Annotated in this window: 17 protein-coding genes; 7 read left to right on the forward strand and 10 right to left on the reverse strand. The window is 70.3% G+C overall.

Annotated elements, in window-relative coordinates:
• The first annotated feature begins 40 nt into the window (after window positions 1-40).
• From ACTWQF_RS17955 to ACTWQF_RS17970, 4 genes are all read left to right on the forward strand, one after another.
• The gene (locus tag ACTWQF_RS17955) at window positions 41-352 is read left to right on the forward strand and encodes a DUF1490 family protein (RefSeq protein WP_443280419.1); all 312 of its coding nucleotides are present in this window, start codon (window positions 41-43) and stop codon (window positions 350-352) included.
• A 5-nt stretch (window positions 353-357) separates the two neighbouring features.
• The gene (locus tag ACTWQF_RS17960; RefSeq protein WP_443280420.1) at window positions 358-2,547 is read left to right on the forward strand and encodes a heavy metal translocating P-type ATPase; all 2,190 of its coding nucleotides are present in this window, start codon (window positions 358-360) and stop codon (window positions 2,545-2,547) included.
• Window positions 2,548-2,790: 243 nt separating this feature from the next.
• On the forward strand, window positions 2,791-3,837 hold the full coding sequence (locus ACTWQF_RS17965) for a leucyl aminopeptidase (RefSeq protein WP_443280421.1): 1,047 nt from the start codon (window positions 2,791-2,793) through the stop codon (window positions 3,835-3,837).
• Window positions 3,838-3,869: 32 nt separating this feature from the next.
• Window positions 3,870-4,631, forward strand: coding sequence for a maleate cis-trans isomerase family protein (locus ACTWQF_RS17970; protein ID WP_443280547.1), 762 nt, complete (start codon window positions 3,870-3,872; stop codon window positions 4,629-4,631).
• 74 nt (window positions 4,632-4,705) lie between these two features.
• Here ACTWQF_RS17970 and ACTWQF_RS17975 read toward each other — a convergent pair whose 3' ends face one another.
• From ACTWQF_RS17975 to ACTWQF_RS18010, 8 genes are all read right to left on the reverse strand, one after another.
• Complete coding sequence (locus tag ACTWQF_RS17975; RefSeq protein ID WP_443280422.1) at window positions 4,706-5,608, reverse strand: alpha/beta fold hydrolase; 903 nt, start codon at window positions 5,606-5,608, stop codon at window positions 4,706-4,708.
• Between the two features lie 38 nt (window positions 5,609-5,646).
• Window positions 5,647-6,345: an isochorismatase family protein gene (locus ACTWQF_RS17980; protein WP_443280423.1), complete on the reverse strand. Its 699-nt coding sequence runs from the start codon at window positions 6,343-6,345 to the stop codon at window positions 5,647-5,649.
• Window positions 6,335-7,033 (reverse strand): SRPBCC family protein, encoded by a 699-nt coding sequence (locus ACTWQF_RS17985; protein ID WP_443280424.1) that lies wholly within the window; start codon window positions 7,031-7,033, stop codon window positions 6,335-6,337. Before ACTWQF_RS17985 ends, ACTWQF_RS17980 begins: the two co-directional genes overlap by 11 nt.
• Entirely contained in the window at window positions 7,030-7,578 is a 549-nt protein-coding gene (locus tag ACTWQF_RS17990; protein WP_443280425.1) for a (2Fe-2S)-binding protein, read from the reverse strand. The genes ACTWQF_RS17985 and ACTWQF_RS17990 overlap by 4 nt, the downstream gene beginning before the upstream one ends.
• The gene (locus ACTWQF_RS17995; RefSeq protein WP_443280426.1) at window positions 7,575-10,154 is read right to left on the reverse strand and encodes a xanthine dehydrogenase family protein molybdopterin-binding subunit; all 2,580 of its coding nucleotides are present in this window, start codon (window positions 10,152-10,154) and stop codon (window positions 7,575-7,577) included. The genes ACTWQF_RS17990 and ACTWQF_RS17995 overlap by 4 nt, the downstream gene beginning before the upstream one ends.
• Window positions 10,130-11,020, reverse strand: coding sequence for an FAD binding domain-containing protein (locus ACTWQF_RS18000; protein ID WP_443280427.1), 891 nt, complete (start codon window positions 11,018-11,020; stop codon window positions 10,130-10,132). The genes ACTWQF_RS17995 and ACTWQF_RS18000 overlap by 25 nt, the downstream gene beginning before the upstream one ends.
• Window positions 11,021-11,083: 63 nt before the next feature.
• A complete protein-coding gene (locus tag ACTWQF_RS18005) occupies window positions 11,084-12,481 on the reverse strand; it encodes an MFS transporter (protein WP_443280428.1) in 1,398 nt (465 codons plus the stop codon).
• A gap of 44 nt (window positions 12,482-12,525) precedes the next feature.
• Window positions 12,526-13,797: an FAD-dependent monooxygenase gene (locus tag ACTWQF_RS18010; RefSeq protein WP_443280429.1), complete on the reverse strand. Its 1,272-nt coding sequence runs from the start codon at window positions 13,795-13,797 to the stop codon at window positions 12,526-12,528.
• Between the two features lie 1,131 nt (window positions 13,798-14,928).
• Here ACTWQF_RS18010 and ACTWQF_RS18015 point away from each other — a divergent pair.
• From ACTWQF_RS18015 to ACTWQF_RS18025, 3 genes are all read left to right on the forward strand, one after another.
• On the forward strand, window positions 14,929-15,432 hold the full coding sequence (locus ACTWQF_RS18015; protein WP_443250046.1) for a MarR family winged helix-turn-helix transcriptional regulator: 504 nt from the start codon (window positions 14,929-14,931) through the stop codon (window positions 15,430-15,432).
• A 533-nt stretch (window positions 15,433-15,965) separates the two neighbouring features.
• Window positions 15,966-16,100 (forward strand): hypothetical protein, encoded by a 135-nt coding sequence (locus tag ACTWQF_RS18020; protein WP_443280430.1) that lies wholly within the window; start codon window positions 15,966-15,968, stop codon window positions 16,098-16,100.
• 60 nt (window positions 16,101-16,160) lie between these two features.
• Window positions 16,161-16,283 carry a hypothetical protein gene (locus ACTWQF_RS18025; protein WP_443280431.1) on the forward strand — a complete coding sequence of 41 codons (123 nt, stop codon included), beginning with the start codon at window positions 16,161-16,163 and terminating at the stop codon, window positions 16,281-16,283.
• Window positions 16,284-16,554: 271 nt separating this feature from the next.
• Here the strand turns inward: ACTWQF_RS18025 and ACTWQF_RS18030 are convergent, their stop codons facing one another.
• On the reverse strand, window positions 16,555-17,112 hold the full coding sequence (locus tag ACTWQF_RS18030) for a DUF6506 family protein (protein WP_443280549.1): 558 nt from the start codon (window positions 17,110-17,112) through the stop codon (window positions 16,555-16,557).
• Between the two features lie 630 nt (window positions 17,113-17,742).
• Window positions 17,743-18,861, reverse strand: a complete 1,119-nt coding sequence (locus ACTWQF_RS18035) for an FAD-dependent oxidoreductase (RefSeq protein ID WP_443280432.1) — start codon at window positions 18,859-18,861, stop codon at window positions 17,743-17,745.
• Between the last annotated feature and the right edge of the window lie 14 nt (window positions 18,862-18,875).

The following is an 18,875-nucleotide window of genomic DNA, read 5'->3' on the forward strand; positions in this document are numbered from 1 at the left end:
GTTGGGCATGGGGGCGCAATTACGACCTCAAGGAGCGCCCATGCATCCCGCTGCTGCTGCCGGTGCCGCCGCTGGCCGTCTTGTGCACTTCGCCGTCTCGGGCACCCTCGGCGGGCTGATAATCCGCGGTGCGAGCAAAGCCGCACCGAAAGTGAAACCCGTCGCCCGCCGAGCGCTCGTCAACGGGCTCGCCGGCGGGATCGTGAGCGGCCGCTGGCTCGGCTCCGCCGCCGAGGAGGCCCGTCTCAAGGCGGGCGACATGGTGGCAGAGGCCCGGTCATCGCTGGGCGAAGAGGCCGCACCGCCCTCGGCGGTCAGCGTCGAAGGTGACGATCACGGCCACGAGCACTGATCACCATGCCCGCCGTCCTAGTGCGCTCCGAGGCAGCGGGCCGGGTACGGCTGACCGTACCGTGGCTGCGGGCCCGGCCCCACTGCGCCGGACTGATCGACGAACGCCTCACCGGGGTGTGTGAGTACCGCGCCCTGAGGATCTTTCCCCGTACCGGCAGCGTGGTGATCTGGCTGGCACCCGACCACCTGGATGTCGACCGGTTGACGGCCGCGTTGGAGGAGCCGCCACCGCCCTCCGTTGCGGCCAAGCCGACCCGTTCGACACCGGACTCCTCCACCGGTGAGATCGCCCGGCTGGTGGTCGGCGGCGCGGTGCTCGCTGTGGTGGCGCTGCACCGCCTGGTCCTGCGCCGCAAGCCGTGGACCGCCAGAGCACCCACCGGGTTCCTGAGAGCGGCGACCGTCTTCAGCGGACTGCCTTTCTTCCGCGGGGCACTGCACACGCTGGCCGGCCGCCGACGGCCCGGTACGGACACCCTTGTGACGGCCGCGACGGTCATCTCCCTGGTGCTGCGCGAGAACGTCGTGGCGCTGACCGTGCTGTGGCTGCTCAACATCGGCGAGTTCCTGCAGACCTTGACTCTGCGCCGGACCCGCCGCGCGATCGAGGAGCTGCTCACCATCGGCGAGGAGCGGGTCTGGCTCGTACGGGACGGGGCGGAGGTCGAAGTCGCGCTGGAGGACGTGGCGGAAGGTGACGTGGTCGCCGTACACCAGCACCACAGGATCCCCGTCGACGGCACCGTGGTCACCGGTGCGGCACTGGTGGACCAGGCGGCGATCACCGGTGAGGCGCTGCCCGTCTACGCACAGGAAGGCGCGGAGGTCTACGCAGGCACCATCGTCACCTCCGGCTCGCTCACCGTACGTGCCACCTCGGTCGGACGGGACACCACGGTCGGCCGCATCATCAGCCGGGTCGAGGAGGCCCAGGCCGACCGGGCGCCCATCCAGACCGTGGCCGCCCGCTTCACCAGGCGCTTCGTCCCCGTCTCCTTCGCCCTGGCCGCGGGCACGTATCTGCTGACGCGGGACGCCCGCCGCGCCATGACCATGCTGCTCATCGCCTGCCCGTGTGCTGCCGGGCTGGCCACCCCGACCGCGATCAGCGCGGCGATCGGCAACGGCGCCCGCCACGGCACCCTGATCAAGGGCGGCACCCACCTGGAAGGCGTCGGACGCGTCACAGCCGTGGTCTTCGACAAGACCGGCACCCTCACCCTCGGCCGCCCGCTGGTCACCAGCGTGGTCACCTTCCACGAGGAGTTCACCGCGGACGAGGTCCTCAGCCTGGCGGCCTCCGGCGAGCTGCATGCCCGACACCCCCTCGCCGAGGCCATCGTCCGGCGCACCGAGGAACAGCACCTGCACATCCCCATCCACCAGGCCTGCGAAGTCGTCCTCGGCATGGGCATGCGCGCCGAACTGGACGGGAGCCGCCTCCTGGTCGGCAGCCCGGCCCTGTTGCGCCAGCACGGCATGGAACTGCCCGGTCACGCCCAGCAGTGGACCGAACAGCTGCGCGCCCAAGGAGAGACCGTCATCTGCCTGGCCCACGATGACGACCTGATCGGCATGCTCGGCCTGTCCGACGCGGTACGCGGAGGAGCCGACACGGTCGTGCGCCAGTTGGAGGACCTCGGGGTGCAGCGCATCATCCTGCTGACCGGCGACTCGCCGGAGACAGCCGCGGCGGTGGCCGACGCCCTGGGCATCGACGAGGTGCACGCACACGCGCTGCCCGAAGCGAAGCTCCAGCTGATCCGCGACCTCCAGGACGAGGGGCACCTCGTGGCCATGGTCGGGGACGGCACCAACGACGCCCCCGCCCTGGCGCTCGCGGACGTCGGCATCGCCATGGGTGCGCACTCCTCGCACGTGGCGCTGGAGACCGCCGACATCGCACTCGCGGGCAACGACCTGCAGCAGGTGGCCGGCGTCGTCGAGCTGAGCCGCCACACCCTGCGCGTCGTACGGCAGAACTACGGTTTGGCGATCGGCGTCAACCTGGTCGGTCTGGTCGCCGGTGCCGGCGGGTCGATCAATCCGGTCGTCGCGGCCTTGCTGCACAACACCAGCAGCATCGCGGTGGTCAGCAACTCGGCGAGGCTGGTCAACCACACGCCGTGCCTGCCCAGCGAACCCCTCCCGACCCTGCACGCAGCCCCGCTGGAAGACCGCCGAGTGCACTGATGCTCGGCACCTGGGTTGTTTGGGCAGGGCACCAACCTCGACGGGACAGTGACTGTTCGCCGCTACGGAAACCGGCCACCTGCCGCATGCCTGCCGCCGCGAGGCGCGAGCTGATCTCCTGACCGTCCCGGTCTCTCGGGCCCGACGTCTCCCGGTGACCCAGCACAGGGTCCGACCTTGAGCGGCCGCAGCTCTTGCGTGTCCGGATAATACGTGCTCGGATTACCCGCGGAGGTGGTCGCGATGGACCAGAACCTGTTCAACGACATCTGTCTGCAGCAGCTGACCCTGTCGGGCGTACACGAGGGCGAGACCGTGGTGGTGCTGACTCGCGGCGCGGACCGCCCCGAGTACGCCGACGCGTTCTTGTGGGCGATCCAGAAGCTCGGTGCCAGCGGTTACCACATGCGGTTGCCGTCGCCGGCGAGCGCGAGCGGTGCGTGGGCTGTCGGTGACTCCGGGCTGGGGAACATCCCGCTGGCCGTCGACGCACTCAAGGCGGTCGACATGGTCGTCGACTGCACGTTCCTGCTGTTCTCGAAGGAACAGTTCGCGATTCAGGAGGCCGGCACCCGTATCCTCACCGCCGTCGAGCCGCCGGAGCTGCTCGCCCGGCTGATCCCGACCCGTGAGTTGCGCGAGCGCGTCGAGGTCGGCGCGGAGCTGCTGGCGAAGGCGTCGACGATGCGGATCACCAGCCCGCACGGCACGGACGTCACCTACCAACTCGGCGTGTACCCGACCTTGAGCGAGTACGGCTACACCGACACCCCCGGCCGCTGGGACCACTGGCCGGCCGCGTTCGTGTTCACCGGCGGCGCCGACGACGGTGTCGCCGGGAAGATCGTCCTCGCACCCGGTGACGTGCTTCTGCCGTTCAACACCTACGTCCAGACTCCGGTCGAGCTGACGATCGAGGAGGGCTTCATCCGCGACATCCGCGGCGGCGCCGGCTCCTCGGGGCTCGACGCCGACCTGCTCAAGTCCTACATCGAATCCTTCGACGACCCGCGCGGCTACGGCATGAGCCACGTCGGCTGGGGCCTCGACGAGCGGGCCCACTGGCACGGCCTGACCCAGTTCCCCGGCGGGATGGGCATGGAGCTGCGGAGCTTCTACGGCAACGTCATGTTCTCCATCGGCCCGAACAACGAGCTCGGCGGCCCGAACGACACCGCCTGCCACTTCGACATCCCCATGCGTGGCAACAGCCTCTACCTCGACGACGAGCTGATCGTCGACGCCGGCGAGCTGACGGTCCCGGAGATGCGGCCGGTGAACAAGCGGTGAGCCGCGACGACCAGCGCGAGCACCACATCGGGATGATCGTCCCGAGCTCGAACCTCACCATGGAGGCCGAACTACCGCGGATGCTGCGCGCCCGAGAGGAGGTCGACTCGGGAGACCGGTTCGTCTTCCACACGGCCCGGGCCCGGATGCAGCACGTCACCCCCGAGCAGCTGCGCGCGATGAACGCGCAGGCCGAGCGCGCGGCCACGGAGCTCGCTGACGCCCGTCCGGACGTCGTCGCGACCGCCTGCCTGGTCGCGATCATGGCCCAGGGCCCCGGCTACCACTGCACCGCCGAAGACTCGATCACCGCCACGCTCAGGGCCGAGGGTGCGCAAGCCCCGGTCGTCTCCTCTGCGGGAGCACTGCTGTCTGGCATCGCTGCGTTGGGGGCCAAGCGGGTCGCGATCGTCACCCCCTATCTGAAGCCGCTGACCGAGGCGGTCGTGGCCTACCTCGAGGAAGCCGGCGTCGAGGTCGTGGACTCGCTGTCACTGGAGGTGCCGGACAACCTGGCCGTCGCCCGGCTTGACCCGGCTGACCTGCGTGAACACTGGCGCAAGCTCGACCTGGCCGGCGCCGACGCGCTGGTGCTGTCGGCCTGTGTGCAGATGCCGTCGCTGCCGTCGATCCAGCCGGTGCAGGACGAGGTCGGCATCCCGGTGCTTTCGGCCGCGACCGCCACCACGTTCCGGATCCTGTCGGAACTGGGGCTGGCGACGACGGTTCCGGGTGCCGGGGCGCTGCTCGACGGTACTCGACGCGATCCGGGTGCGGTCACCCGCGTCGGCTGATACGCGGCTGCGCAAACGTCGGAGGCCGGGCCCGCGTATCGGGCCCGGCCTCCGACGTATACGGGAACGGACGTTCAGAGCATGCTGCGGATCGCGTCGCGGGCCGCGCGGATGCCGGCCACCGGGTCGTCCCAGAACACCATGTGTCCTGCGCCGGGGACTTCGGCCAGGGCGGCGTCCGGGTTGGTTTTCGCGGCCTCGTCGGCGCCCGCGGCCGTCACCACGGGGCTGTCGCCGCCGTAGATGAGCACCGACGGGGCCGGGACCTGCGGCCAGTGGATGAAAAAGTCCTCGGACTCGAAGCCGGCGTGCGTGGCGGCCACCGCGGTCCGAGAGCAGGAAGCCAGCCAGCGAGCGCGCAGCTCCTGCTCGGCGCGGGGCCAGCGGGGCCAGGAGGCGGCAACCTCGTCGGCGTCGGTGCCGCGCCGAGCCTGGTCGAGCTGGCCCAGGAACACCTCCAGCGTCGTCGGATACCGGTCCCGGCTCGGCCCGCTCATCGGCGGGTCGACCAGGACCGTGCCGCGAAGCTCGTGTCGGCCGGCTGCCGCGACGACGGCGGCGATACGGGCACCCATCGAGTGCCCGAGCAGGATCGGCCGGTCCAGGCCGAGCTCGGTGATCACAGCCTCGACGTCGGCGGCGTAGCCGGCGAGGTCGTAACCGCGCAGCGGGCCGTCGGCGTCGGCGGGTGCGCTGTCGGAGAGCCCGCGGCCGCGGACGTCGAGCACGATCGGCCGGACGAGGTCGGTGAGTTGGCGAGCGACGAACTCCATGGTGACAGCGGGGCTGGTGATGCCGGGCAGAATCAGCACCGGGACGCCGTCGGCCGGTCCGTGGTCCAAGACGTGCAGCCGCAGCGCACCGGAGCGGACCCATCGGCTGGTCGCCGGGACGGCGGCGAGGTCGGCCAGGGCGGGCTGGGTCAGGACGCGGTGCTCGGGTACTTCGGTCGGGATGGTCGGAACCTGCTGAGTCACGGGGACCCTTCCTCGGCTCGTGATGTTCGGGGTGGTTGTCAACCGGCGCGGGCTGCGACCTCGGGGGAGCCGACGCCGAGGCCGTCCAGGTAGCCGAGCGCCTCGGTCAGGGAGACGACATCGGCGTACTTGGCCTGCAGGTCGAACAGGGCCGCGTCGTGCGGACCGCGGGCCCGGTCGCCGCAGGCCTCGCCGACGACGAGGGTGTCGAGGCCGGACTGGACGGCGTCGACGGCGGTGGCCCGCACGCATCCCGAAGTCGTCGCCCCGCACACCAGAACGGTGTCGGTGTGCAGCCCGGCGAGCAGCGCGGCCAGCCCGGTGCCGTGGAACGCAGAGGCGCCCTTCTTGAGTACGAGGTGGTCCTCGGCGCGGTGCTCGAGGCGGGGGTCGAGGTCGACTTCGGCGTGCCCTTCGCGCAGGCTGCGCATCCCGGGAGCCTTGCGCAGCCAGGCGATCGCGTCACCGTCGGCCTCGGCCGGGGTGTAGCTGATCGCGGTGTAGACCACCGGAACCCCCGCGCGTCGGGCGGTGTCGACAAGCGCCCGGGAGGCGGTGACCTCGGCGGTCAGGTCGGCTCCCGACGGGAACTGCGGCTCGGTGAAGCCACGGGTCAGGTCGACCACGACCAGCGCGGGGTGGCGCCCGCGGGGCACGGCAGCGCCGAAGCCGGCCCGCTCGTAGGTCGCGTCGGTCGAGTCCCCGTGCAGTCCCGGGGCCCTGGAGTCATCGGCCACGCTGCAACTCCTTGATCAGCTTGTCCTGGCTACGGATGCGGCCCAGCAGCCAGCCCTGGAACAGGCCCGCGAGGCCGGCGGCGACCACTGGGAGGTACCGGGTGACGCCAGGGGGCAGCAGCATCGCGAGCCCGTCGAGCTCCTCCCCTCCTGCCGCGGGGCGGGCCTGGCCGGTGGCAGCCGCGGGGTACGCGGCTGCGGGGACGGCGGAGCCGGTGGCGGCGGGAGGCTGCGCGGGCGAGGGCTGCTCCTGCAGCTGCGCTGTGAGGTTGCGTGCGAACTGCTCCAGCAGCCGTTTGGAGACCGAGCTGATCGCGCTCTTGCCGAACTGCGCGATCTTGCCGCGCACCGACAGGTCGGTGTGCAGGTCCAGCCTCGAGCCGCCGGGTGCCTGTGAGACGGTGAGTGTCACCTCGGCCTCGGCGTCGCCGTTGCCGTGGCTTTCCGCGCCGCGTGCTGAGAGCTGCAGCCGTCGATTTGTGTCGTCGACCTCGACGAAGCGGATGGTGCCGGAGTAGGCCGCGCTGATCGGGCCGACCTTGAACTTGACCCGGCCGAGGTAGTTGTCGCCGTCGCGGCCGTCGAGTATCGCGCCGGGCAGGCAGGCGGCGACCCTTTCGACGTCGTTGATCAGGGCGAACACGGCGTCAGGGTCGGCGGGGACATCGAGATGGTTGTCCAGGATCACGGGGTCGCTTCCTTCTTCGGGTCGGGGGTCTGCCCGGACACCACGGCGCCGACCGGGTCCGTGGCGAGTGCGGTCCGGCGGTTGTGCGCGGTCTCGGTGACCGCGTCGACGATGGTCTGGTAGCCGGTGCAGCGGCAGATGTTGGCCGAGACCGCTTCTCGGACTTCCTCGCGTCCGGCGTCGGGGCGCTGGGCGAGGAAGCCCTCTGCGAGCATGAGGAACCCCGGTGTGCAGAATCCGCATTGCAGGCCGTGGTGGGCGCCGAAGGCTTTTTGCAGGTCCGAGAGCTGTCCGTCGGCGCCGAGGGACTCCACGGTGCGGATCTCGCTGTTCTCGGCCTGTACGGCGAACATCAGGCACGCGCGGACCGGTGCGTCGTCGACCAGGATGGTGCACGCCCCGCACACGCCGTGCTCACAGCCCACGTGCGTTCCGGTCAGCCCCAGCTTGTGGCGCAGCACGTCGGACAGGGTTTGCCGGGGCTCGACCAGGACTTCGTGGTCGGTGCCGTTGACGTGCAGTTCGATCAGGTGCCGGTCGCTCATGCGGGGGAGCTCGCCTTCTGCGGGGGACGGGGGGTGTCGCGCTCGGGTGCGCCGTCCAGCGCGGCCAGCACGGTCTGCGGGTGCACGGGGGTGGTGTCGAGTTCGACGCCGGTGTGGCGCAGTGCGTCGTTGATGGCGTTGAGCACCGCCGCCGGGGCACCGATGGTGCCGCCCTCCCCGGCGCCCTTGGCGCCGTTCTCGGTGAACGCGCAGGGCGTTTCGAGGTGGGAGACGGTGATATCGGGGATCTCGGTCGCGGTGGGCACCAGGTAGTCGATGAAGCTCGCGGCCGACGGCTCGCCGTTGTCGGCGTAGGTGATCTCTTCGAACAGCGCGCCGGCGATGCCCTGGGCTATGCCGCCGCGGCACTGTCCGTCGACGACCTTGGGGTGGATGACCACTCCGCAGTCCTCGACGCAGGCGTAGCGCAGGATGCGTACCTGACCGGTCCCCGGATCGGTCTCGACGACGACCGCGTGGGTGGCGTTGGAGAACGTGCCATCGCCGGGGACGTCGAAGCTTGCGGTCGCCGACAGCGTCGGCTCGACGTCCTTGGGCAGCAGGTGCGCCCGCAGGTAGGCGACGTCGGCGATGTCCTCGAACGAGATCCGGCGGCTGGGGTCGTCGACCTGCACGACGCCGCCCCGCCCGTCGAGCCGGACCTGGTCGGGCCGGGTCTGAAGCAGGTGCGCGGCGATGTCGCAGAGAACCTCGCCGAGCCGGGCGGCGGCGATCGAGACCGCAGACCCGCCGATGGTGGCCGACCGGGAGGCGAAGGTGCCCCACCCGTAGACGATGCGTTCGGTGTCGCCCTGGCGCAGCTTGACCTTGTCGATGTCGAGACCGAGCCGGTCGGCGACGATCTGGGCCAGCGTCGTCTCGTGGGACTGGCCGTGGTTCATCGTGCCGCTGGTGACCACGACCGAGCCGGTGGTGTCCATGCGGATCTCGGAGATGTCGAACCCGGGCACTACCTGCATCTTGCGTTTGGCGAAGGCCTCGGATCCGTAGCCGGTGCGCTCGGAGAAGCAGCAGTACCCGATCCCGAGGTACCGCCCCTCGGCCGCGGCGCGCTCACGCAGTTCGTACCAGCCCTCCTCGCGCAGCGTCTGCTCGGCGAGATCGAGGGATTCCCGGTAGGTGCCGGGGTCGTAGGTGACACCGTTGATTCCGGTGTAGGGGAACTCGGTGATGACATTGCGCCGGCGGATCTCGACCGGGTCCAACCCGAGTTCGCGGGCGGCTCGTTCCATGAGCCGCTCGATGGCCATCACGTACTGCGGCCGGCTTACCCCGCGGTAGGGGGCGGTCGGGGCCTTGTTGGTAGCGATCGCCCGCCCCCGCACCCGGTACGCGGGGACCCGGTAGACGCTGGGCATCTCGGCCGAGGCCATCAGCGGCTCGATCCCGGCGGTGAAGGGATAGCAGGAGTAGGCGCCCATGTCGCAGACCACGTCCACGTCGAGGGCGGTGATCCTGCCCTGGGCGTCGAACGCAGCGCGGGATCGGTAGCGTTGCTCGCGGGCGAGGAAGCCCGCGGTCAGGGCCTCGCGTCGGTCCTCGATCCACTTCACCGGCCGGTCCAGGCGGCGCGCCGCAGCGGCGACGGCGATCTCCTCCCGCCCGACCACGCACTTCTGCCCGAACCCGCCGCCCATGTCCGGGACGGTCACCCGCACCATGCGTTCCGGGATGCGCAGCGACCGGGCCAGCACCGTGCGCACTTGGTGCGGAACCTGAGAGCAGGTCTGTACCAGCAGCTGCTCGTCGTGGTCGTCCCAGGCCGCCACGACCCCGCGAGTCTCCAGGGGCAGTGCGTTCTGTCGGCCGGTGCGGGTGAGCACCTCCACCACGCAACCGTCGGATGCGGCCGCGTCGAAGGCGTCGTCCACCCCGGGGGTGTCGAACATCGATACGTCCAGCAGGACGTTGCCTGGCGCCTCCTCGTGGACCAGAGCGGCGCCGGCGGCGAGTGCGGTGTCCTCGGAGACAATTGCGTCGTGGGCTTCATAGGTGACGACCGCGGCCTCGATCGCATCCTCGACGCAGTAGGGATCGCGGCCCACGACCAGGGCCACCGGTTCGCCGACGAACCGGACCTTGTCCTTGGCCAGGATCGGCATCGCGGTGGGCGAGAACTCCTCCGTGGGCCGGTCGAGCAGCGCGACGATGTCGCCGAGGTCGAGATCGGCGGCATCGTAGGCGGCGACGACGCCGTCGATCTCGCGGGTGGCCTTGAGGTCCACACTGGTGATCCTGGCGTGAGCCGGTGTCGAGCGGACGAACCCGGCATGCAGCATCCTCGGCAGCTGGATGTCGTCGACAAACCGGCCACGGCCCGCCAGCAGCCGCGGATCCTCGCGACGCGGAACTGAGGCGCCGACCCACCGTCCCCGGGCGCCGTCGAAGCGCGGTCCGCGGTCGCGGCTTGTGCTCTCCTCGCTGACCGGCGGGTCACCCCGCACGACCGGGCCGTCGGGCTCGGCTCCGGTCGCTGTGCGGTCGGGGTCGGCCGGGGCCGGTGGCGTGGAGGGGCCGGTGTGCTGGTCGTTCATCGGGTCTGTCCTCGCTCCCATGCCTGCTCCAGCGCTTGCTTGACCATGGTTCGGGTGAGCTGGCGCCGGTAGTGCGCCGTGCCCGCCGCGTCCTCGGGCGGATCGATCGCCTGAGCCGCGGCGTCCGCACACGCGGCGAACAGCTCCGGCCCGGGCGTCCCGCCGACGAGGACCTGCTCCGCCTCGGGGACCCGCACCGGCGCCGGCGCGACCCCGCCCAGGACGACTCGGCCACCGGTGAGCGAGCCGTCGGGGCCCGGAGAGCCGAGGCTGACCGCAGCGTCGACGACGGCGAAGTCCCCGTGGCGGCGGGCGAACTCCGTCAAAGCCGAGCGGGGGGCGCGGTGGGTGAACAGCACCTCGGTGACGACCTCATCAGGCTCGATCGCGGTCGCGTAGAAACCGTGGAACATGTCCTCGGCAGCGATCTCTCGGGTCCCGGACGGGCCCTCGGCGACGATGACGGCGTCGAGCAGCAGCGCCAGCAGGCACCACTCGGCGGTGGCGTCACCATGGACGATGCTGCCGGCCACGGTGCCGCGTGACCGTATCGGCAGGTGCCCGACCCACCGCATCGACCGGGCCAGCACGTCGAAGTCCGGGCCCAGTTGCGCCGTGGCCAGCTCGACGCTGCGGTGGGTGGCCAGCGCCCCGATCCGCAGCCCGGCGCCGTCGAGCTGGATCGAGGTGGCGGCGGGGTCCCGGCGCAGCGGCCCGAGATCGACCAGCGAGGTCGGCCGGGCCAGCCGGAAGCTCATCATGGGTATCAGGCTCTGCCCGCCGGCGATGAGCTTCGGGTCCTCACCGTCCGCGCTGAGCCGGCTGAGCAGACCGATTGCATCGGCCACGTCGTGGGCTTTGTGGTAGGTGAACGCGGCGGGTTTCAATCCCCGGACCTCCTTTTCTGTCGTCCGTCGCTGTGGCGTTCCCGCCCCGAGCGGGCACCCGGCTCACCCGGCCGGGGCCGCGGCGTCCGGAGCGGGAACCTCCGGGGTGCTGCCGGGAACCCGGTCGAGCTCGGCACCACGGGTCTCAGGCGCGCCCACGGCCATGAACACAACCGCAGCCGCGACGAGCAGCCCCAGAACAGCGAAGGTGAGCGGGAGCCCGAGCAACGGCCACAGCACGCTGCCGAACACGAGCGGCGCGAAACCGGTCACCGCCCGACTCGACGACGACGCCCACCCGAACCCCGACGCGCGCAGCTCGGTCGGGTAGAGCTCGGAGACGTAGGCGTACATGACCGGAATGACGATCAGCGCGAACATACCGAACGCACCGATCGCCACGACGGCACCGGCCGGAGACTTGAGGACGAGTGCGAACGTCACCAGCGTGGCTGCGGCAAGCGGCCCGGCGACCCCGATCACCCACTTGCGGCCGACCCGGTCGACCGCCAGGACCGCGATGAGGACACCGACGATGCCCAGCGTGTTCATCAAGGTCGTGGACGCGAACGCCGCTATCTCGCCGAACCCTTCGGCGCGAAGGATGGAGGGCATCCAGCTCAGCGCCGCGTAGTAGACGAGCATGACTGTGACGAACAGGGACCAGGCCACGCCGGTGACCTTCGGGTTGAACGCCCAGACCCGCCGCAGCTGGTCGAACGCCGCAGCTGCCGCCCCACCGCGGGTGTCCTCGGTGACCGCAGCTGGTATCACGTACGGCTCCGGGGCCGCGCCGGTCCGCCGGACCAAGTCGTCGATCACCGCGCGTGCCTCCGCTTCACGGCCCTTGCGGACGAGGTAGAGCGGGGACTCCGGCACTCCTCGGCGCACCCAGAACAGCAGCACGGCGGGCAGGACCATCAGCGCGAGCATCCAGCGCCAGTTGCCCTGCACCGGGACCAGCAAGGTCGCCGACAACCCGGCCAGGGTCGTACCGACCGGCCACCACCCGTCCATCGCCGAGAGCACCCGCCCCCGGTGCTTGCGGGGGGAGAACTCGCTGACGATGGCGTAGTCGACGGGGATGCAACCACCGAGCCCCACCCCGGCCAGGAAGCGCAGCAGCAGAAAGACCTCGACGTTGGGTGACAGGGCCCCCAGCACCGAGAACAGCGCGAATATCAGCAGGGTGATGCTGAAAGCCTTCTTGCGTCCGATCCGGTCGGCGACGGTTCCCCACGCCACGGCACCGACCGCCATGCCGATCAGGTTCGCGGTGGCGACCAGACCACCCTGGGCCGTCGGCAGATCGAACTCCCGCCCCACCAGAGGGGTCAGGAAACCATTGAGCGCGACGTCCCAGGCGTCGAACATGTAGCCGAGTCCGCCAAGGAGGAAGATCTTACCCTGGACACTCCATCGCCAGGGCAGGTCCTGGACGATCTGATCTCCGGTACGCATAAGCACACTCGCTTCGTTTGCGGTGGGTGGAGCAGGGGCGTTGGTCAGCGTGCGAACTGATAGTGGATCGATTCGTTGTCCGGGTCGGCGAGGGGACTGCCGTTCCACAGCCAGTCGTAGGAAACGTCGGACTCACCGTTGAAGCCGCGAAGCTTCGCGTCACGCTCACGCTGCTCCGGCCCGTCCGGCAGGTGGTAGAAGTGCATGTTCCGCAGGGAGGCGTCCTGCACCATGCCGGCGTGCTTTGCGCGCCGGTGCACGTAGCGCACCAGAGCCGCGTCGATGCCCTCCCGGGTGACCTGGCCCAGCTCCTCGGCCAGCACGGCGGCGTCCTCCATGGCCTGCGAGGCACCCTGGGCCTGGTAGGGCAGCATGGCGTGGCAGGCGTCGCCGAGCAGCGCCACCCGCCCGTCGACCCACGCCGGGTCGCGGCGGCGACGGAACATCGCCCACAGCGAGACGTCCTCGTCCTTGGCCTTCGCCAGCATCGTGGGAACCCGGTCGTCCCAGTCGGTGTACTCCGCAGCCAGATCCGCCGCCGTGGCCGGCCCGCTCCACTCCCGCTCGATCGTCTCGCTGCACGGCACGATCGCGACGACATTGAGGTAGTCGCCGCCACGGATCATGTAGTGCACCAGGTGCTTGTCCGGGCCGTACCAGATCGTCGAGTGGAACCGGTCGGCCAGGAACCGGGTCGCGGGATCCGCGGAGATCAGGTCGCCGGGGATCAGGGCCCGATAGGCCATCTCCCCCGAGAACACCAGAGTGTCCTCGAAACCTGAGGCCTCGCGCACCGCGGAACGAATACCGTCAGCGCCCACCACCACGTCGCCGGTGAAACGGCGTCCGTCCGCCGCGACGACGGCCGGCCGGTTCGGGTCCCTACGGTCCACATCAACGATCTGAGCGCCGGTGGCGATCTGGACGACCGGCCCCGGGCCCTCCGGGTCCAGGCAAGCGTCCAGGAGCACCTTGTGCAGGTCAGCGCGGTGGTAGTGCCAGTACGGCGCCCCGTACTCGTCGGCCACACGCTGCCCGAGCGGGAGCTGAGCGATGATGCTGCCGTCAGCCCAGCGTCGGCGCACCTGGTCCTGCGGCTCGGTCCGGATCCGCTCCAGCTGAGGGCGCAGACCCAGACCCATCAGGATGCGGCTCGCATTCGGCGCGGTCTGAATCCCGGCGCCGATCTCGCCGAGCTGCGGCGCGGCCTCGGCCACCGTCACTCGCAGAGCGCGCTGCCGCAGTGAAAGGGCGGCGCACAGGCCCCCCAGGCCGGCTCCGGCGATCACGACCTCGAACGACTGGCTCGCTGCCATCCCTGACCTCCGCCTCAGTGTGAGTCCGTCGAGGAAATGATCCGAGCACGGATTATCCGAAGACGCAATACCCTTGACGACGCACCGGCCGATTTCGACTGCGCGGCGCGGTTTGATGCGCGTGAACAGCGCTGCAGCGCCACGTGGCCACGTCACGATCCGCCCGGGCCAAGCTCCTGCGGCTGCACGTGAGTTGACTCCCGCGGGGGCTCTTCTGCGCCGAGATGACCGGTCCGGCAGCTGACGGTCCGGGCCTCAGCCGGCCCGGTGGCGCGCTCGTCGTGCCGCAACGTGGTGCGGTTCCCCCGCCGCGGGCCGGCCGTGATCAGGCTGCGAGCAGAGCGTTCGGGCCGACCCGAATCCGGCGGGAGCCCGGCGACCGCGGGCTTGATCGACTCGGCGGCGTCGGGCGGGACCCGGGAGAGGACCCGCCGGTACACCGCGGCGATCCCGGCCTCGATTCCCCGCTGCTGGCCGGTGTCGAATCGACGTGCCTGCCCGGCCGCAGTGGCGAGGCGGGGAACCGGACCGGGGCGAGTACCGCATCCGCGGTGTCGGCCATGTCCGATCCAACCCGGACCAGAACCGTCCACCGGTCAGCCGGCGGGACGTCAGCCGGACCAGCAGTCCGCCCGTAAACAGGCCCCGGCGACGCTGCTTGGTCGGGCCGACTCCGGCATCCAGGGCCGTGGTGCTCCCGAGGCAGTCGACGAGATCGGCCACCTTGGCCACCCCCGCCGATCCGGTCCATCCGGCGGGCCGACACGGACCTGCCGTCGCCCCCAGCGACCGACTCGTGAACTCCTCACCCGACGGCTGCCTTCCTGCTCCTGCTCGGTCCGGCCCGACAACCGCGAGCCGGCCCGGACAGCAAGCACCTGTCGCCATCTCACCAGCGTGTGGCCACCACTACTGCCGAATTCGGGTCTGAGCCATGAAGAACTCCTCTGGCCGGTACTGTGAATCAGGCCATGCGAGCACGGATGATCCGGACGCTCAAGAGCCGGGGCCTGAATTTCCGTGCGCCACGGCTTGCGATGAACCACTGGCCCGGCTACGCGGTTCGGCACCATCGTCCGAGCACGTAGAATCCATGGCGCCAAGTGGGGCGGACATGCTATGGAGGGTGAGATGAGCGGGCCGGCACGCATAAGCGACGACGTCGAGCGGACTGTGCCGATGACTCCGGCCCCGCCCGACGACTTGGTCGCCGCGCCCGGTTACGGAGCCCGCCGGATGTATCAGGCCTACCTGGCTGCCTGGCACCGTCACGTCGACTCGGTACTGACCGGCCCGCAGTTCGCGGTCCTCACAGTGATCCACGCTTACCCCGACAGCGACCAGAGCTATCTCGCCGGCGCGGTCGCCCTCGACACCTCGACGATGGCCGACGTATGCCGCCGCCTGGAGAAACGGGACCTGATCCGCCGTCGCCCCTCGACCCGGGACGCGCGGCGCAAGCTGTTGTCGCTGACCGAGCAAGGTGAAACGACCTTGCGCGAGATCAACCGACGTGCCCGGCGGCTCGACCGTGCGCTGCTCGGGGACGACGCCGGCGACGCCACGACGGCGAGGCTCCTCAATACGCTGGGGGAGCGCTGGGAGACCATCGCCGCGCTCGACGAACTCGACTGAGCTTGTCGCCGCTCGATGGGAGTCCCACCCATCTCGAGCAGTCCTTGCCCCCTCAGACGGGTGCCGACAGGCTGCGGCGCCCGGACTGTTTCCACGGCTCCCGGCACCTGCGCATCCGCTGGGAGACGACGCGACATCCAAGAAGCGCTCTTTGCGCTCGCCCGTCGCCCGGGCACCGTCCTCGCCCAGCGGAACCACTCACTGTGTTCGAAACTCTCACCGTGCCCGAGCGGTAGGCCAGCCGGACCTTCGCCCCTGCCTGGATGAGATGGGGGGATTGTGGGGCCTGTGACCGGCGGGGTGATCCGGGCGTCAGGAAGTCGGCGCCAGCGCCAGAAGGTCGCTGCACTCGGGCGGCGGTGTCGGGATTCCGGTGGCGCGGCGCAGATCCGTACTCCCGCCGGCGGCAGCACGAACATCGAGGCAAGGGTGTCCGGCTGGGCGAAGACCTCGGATGGAGAGCCGTCGAGCAGGACCCTGCCCTCGTTGAGCACGACGATCCGGCTGGCGTGTCGACGGGCGAACTCCACGTCGTGGGTAATCGCGATGACCACCTTGCCTGCTGCGGCGAGGTCGTCGACCAGCCGGCCAAGGAGGGCTTTTCCTGGCGCGTCCTGGGCGCCGGTGGCTCGTCCAGGACGAGGACGGGGTTCCATGGCGACGACTGAGGCGACCGCCACGCGCTTGCGGGCGGCGAGGCTGAGCTCTGACGGGTCGCGATGGCGCAGGTGCTCCAGGTCCAGCCGGGCAAGGGCGTCGTCCACCAACTCCGCGACGCCACCTTGGTGGAGCGGCTTCTGGGCCAGATTCGCAGCCAGCAGCAATGCGCCACCGGTTCCACGCCCGACTGAACACCGATCACCCAATGAGATCACATAGTTGGCCACACGAGCTGCGGAACCCGGCGCTCAGCGAATGTCGTTTGCATGCTTGTTGGCACCAGAGGTCGACCAGAATCCCGCCGTAGAGCAAGCGAGATGCTGCCGGACCATGCCCCGGTGACTGAGTGCCTGAGGCAGTTGGGGATCTGTGGGTGGGTGACCCCGACTCGGGGAACTGGGACAGTGCGCGCTTGCGGCGGGTTTCGATCTTGATGAGTCCGCTGTGGGACGGCGACTTCTGTCAGCCCGGGAAGGCCGCCGCATAGGCAGCAGCCGCGGTGATCGATTCGAACGGCCAGCGTACGAGCGTCACCCCGGCGCGCCCGTCGACGGCCGCGTGCACCTTCGCCGCTGTGGCCGCGGGCGTGCCGCCGCAGATCTCCACGATGTTGGCGCCTGCGTCAACTGCGGCAACCGCGGCGGCGACCATGGCGTCATCATCGGGTGCCGGTGCCACGGTCGTGGCGGCCCCATGCGGGTGTTCGACCGTGACCGTGTCGGTGAGCGGATCGGCATCGGGATCGCCGAACAGCGTGACCGATCGGGGATGCCTCACTCCGCCGAGGTCGCCGGCGAACCCGACTGGCGCGCGGCCTGCCACCGCCTCGATCACCTGGCCGGCCTCGGCCAGGCCGAAGCCCCGGTACAGCTCCAGCAGGCCCAGACCCGCCGTTGCCTGGTCGGCGGCGACGCGCGCGGCGGCGTCCGCGTCAGGCACCCAGACGTATGCGAGTGGTCCGCCCGGGCCCTTGCGATCGATGCGTTCAACCGCCGCGTCCTCGGCAAGGAAAAGGAACATCGTGTCCACCGCGTGCATCTTGATCCCCTCGTTCCACTCGCTGTCGAATTGCTGACGGACCGGGTAACCGCACGGGGAGGCCGACGCATTCCCTCCGGTTTGTCCGTTCGGCCGCAAGCCACGCAACCGCAGCCGGAACAGGCGAGTTGAAGGCCTCAGAGCCTGTCCCTGCCGGGGACCTTGAAAGATGACGCGTCAGCCGAAGTCGGTGGAGCCCGCCCGGGGTCGGCCAGTTGGAGGTCGCGCACGGTATCCAGCAGGCGGTCCAGGAGCGCAGCGCCCAACGCTGTGCCTCGGTGGTCGCACAGCCCTTCGGCCGAAAGGTGAGGCAGCGGTGCGAAGGATCGTGCCCCGAGCGCCGTCTGTCGCGCGGAGTTACCGCAGGCCAGAAGGTCAGACGCAGGTGTGTGGGGATCTCAGTGGGCTGCTTTCGGGAGAGATACCGCGAGGTGGCGGTAACCCCGCCCGCCCTGGCTCGCCAACGCCATTGGCCGAGTTCGGTTCTGCTCACCGCCCTGTGGCGGTGTTCGTATTGCGGGCGGTGGTTCTGCCGGAAGGGACCGCGGCGGTGCCGTACTGTCCCGTGAAGCCGTGGCGAGCTGTTGGTGCTGGTGCTCTCGCGCTTGGCAGTCAGGATGGCTGGACTTGGTCGAAGAGGGCGAGGGCTTCGGCGGGGTCCGGGCTCACGAGGCGTTCCAGACCGGCCATCGTGATCTTCGCCCACCTGCCGGCCCGTGCCCACATCTGTTCCTCGAAGGCGCGGACGGCCTCGTCCAGATCTCCGGGGCCGGTGGCGATGGACTCGGCGAGTTCGGCGCCTTCCAGCATCGCGAGGTTCGCGCCCGCCCCCAATGGGGGCATCAGATGGGCGGCGTCGCCCAGCAGCGTCACCCCGAAGACGTGGGTCCACGTGTGGGACTCGGGCAGGACGTAGAGGGGGCGGTGGACGAAGGCGGTGCCGTGGCGGAGGAGGTCGAGGACGGGAGCGGCCCAGCCGTTGAACAGAGCCAGCAGGCTCGATCGCACGGCCTCGACGTCGGCCAGGTCCAGGTTCGTGTGCCAGTCCAGCGGCGCGCGGAACTGGGCGTACACCTTGACGTGGCCGCCGCTGTTGCGCTGGGCGACGAGAGCTCGGTTCACGCCGTACACAGCCACGGAACCGTCGCCGATCAACCGGGCGAGGTCAGGGTGGCGGGTGTCGACGTCGTGCAGGGAGGTCTCGACCAAGGTGACGCCGGTGTAGTGCGGCGTCACTGACGAGACTGCCGGGCGGATCCGGGACCAGGCGCCGTCCGCGCCGACTACGAGGTCGAACGTCTCCTGTCGCCCGTCCGCGAAATGGACCAGTACGCCATCCCGGGTCCCCGGCACCACCTGCGTCACGCCCCGCCCCCACCGGACGTCGAGAGGGCCGAGCAGCAGGTCACGGAGTTGCCCGCGGTCGATCTCGGGATTGGCCTGGTCATCTGGGCGGGGTCGCCAGTCGCGCAGGACGGTCCCGTCCGCGTCCAGGATGCGCATGGCCTGCCCCTCGGGACGGGACAGCGCCTGGAACTCCGCCAGCAGCCCCGCCTTGTCCAGCGCGAGTTGGCCCAGCCCTTCGTGCAGGTCCAGCGTGCCGCCCGGGGGGCGGGCGTCGGGGGCGGCATCGCGTTCGAGGACGCCGACGGGGTAATCGTGGCGGTGCAGGACGCGGGCGAAGGTAAGGCCGGCAGGGCCGCTCCCGACCACGGCGATTCGGTGTCTCATGGCGATACACTGTA

Source organism: Streptomyces sp. 8N114, from assembly GCF_052245835.1.
Lineage (GTDB): Bacteria > Actinomycetota > Actinomycetes > Streptomycetales > Streptomycetaceae > Streptomyces.

What these genes read in the sequence shown, in the direction of transcription:
- ACTWQF_RS17955 (WP_443280419.1), top strand. Translation starts at nt 41, where the DNA reads ATGCATCCCGCTGCTGCTGCCGGTGCCGCCGCTGGCCGTCTTGTGCAC.
- ACTWQF_RS17960 (WP_443280420.1), top strand. Translation starts at nt 358, where the DNA reads ATGCCCGCCGTCCTAGTGCGCTCCGAGGCAGCGGGCCGGGTACGGCTG.
- ACTWQF_RS17965 (WP_443280421.1), top strand. Translation starts at nt 2,791, where the DNA reads ATGGACCAGAACCTGTTCAACGACATCTGTCTGCAGCAGCTGACCCTG.
- ACTWQF_RS17970 (WP_443280547.1), top strand. Translation starts at nt 3,870, where the DNA reads ATGATCGTCCCGAGCTCGAACCTCACCATGGAGGCCGAACTACCGCGG.
- ACTWQF_RS17990 (WP_443280425.1), bottom strand. Translation starts at nt 7,578, where the DNA reads ATGAGCGACCGGCACCTGATCGAACTGCACGTCAACGGCACCGACCAC.
- ACTWQF_RS17995 (WP_443280426.1), bottom strand. Translation starts at nt 10,154, where the DNA reads ATGGGAGCGAGGACAGACCCGATGAACGACCAGCACACCGGCCCCTCC.
- ACTWQF_RS18005 (WP_443280428.1), bottom strand. Translation starts at nt 12,481, where the DNA reads ATGCGTACCGGAGATCAGATCGTCCAGGACCTGCCCTGGCGATGGAGT.
- ACTWQF_RS18010 (WP_443280429.1), bottom strand. Translation starts at nt 13,797, where the DNA reads ATGGCAGCGAGCCAGTCGTTCGAGGTCGTGATCGCCGGAGCCGGCCTG.
- ACTWQF_RS18015 (WP_443250046.1), top strand. Translation starts at nt 14,929, where the DNA reads ATGAGCGGGCCGGCACGCATAAGCGACGACGTCGAGCGGACTGTGCCG.
- ACTWQF_RS18030 (WP_443280549.1), bottom strand. Translation starts at nt 17,112, where the DNA reads ATGTTCCTTTTCCTTGCCGAGGACGCGGCGGTTGAACGCATCGATCGC.
- ACTWQF_RS18035 (WP_443280432.1), bottom strand. Translation starts at nt 18,861, where the DNA reads ATGAGACACCGAATCGCCGTGGTCGGGAGCGGCCCTGCCGGCCTTACC.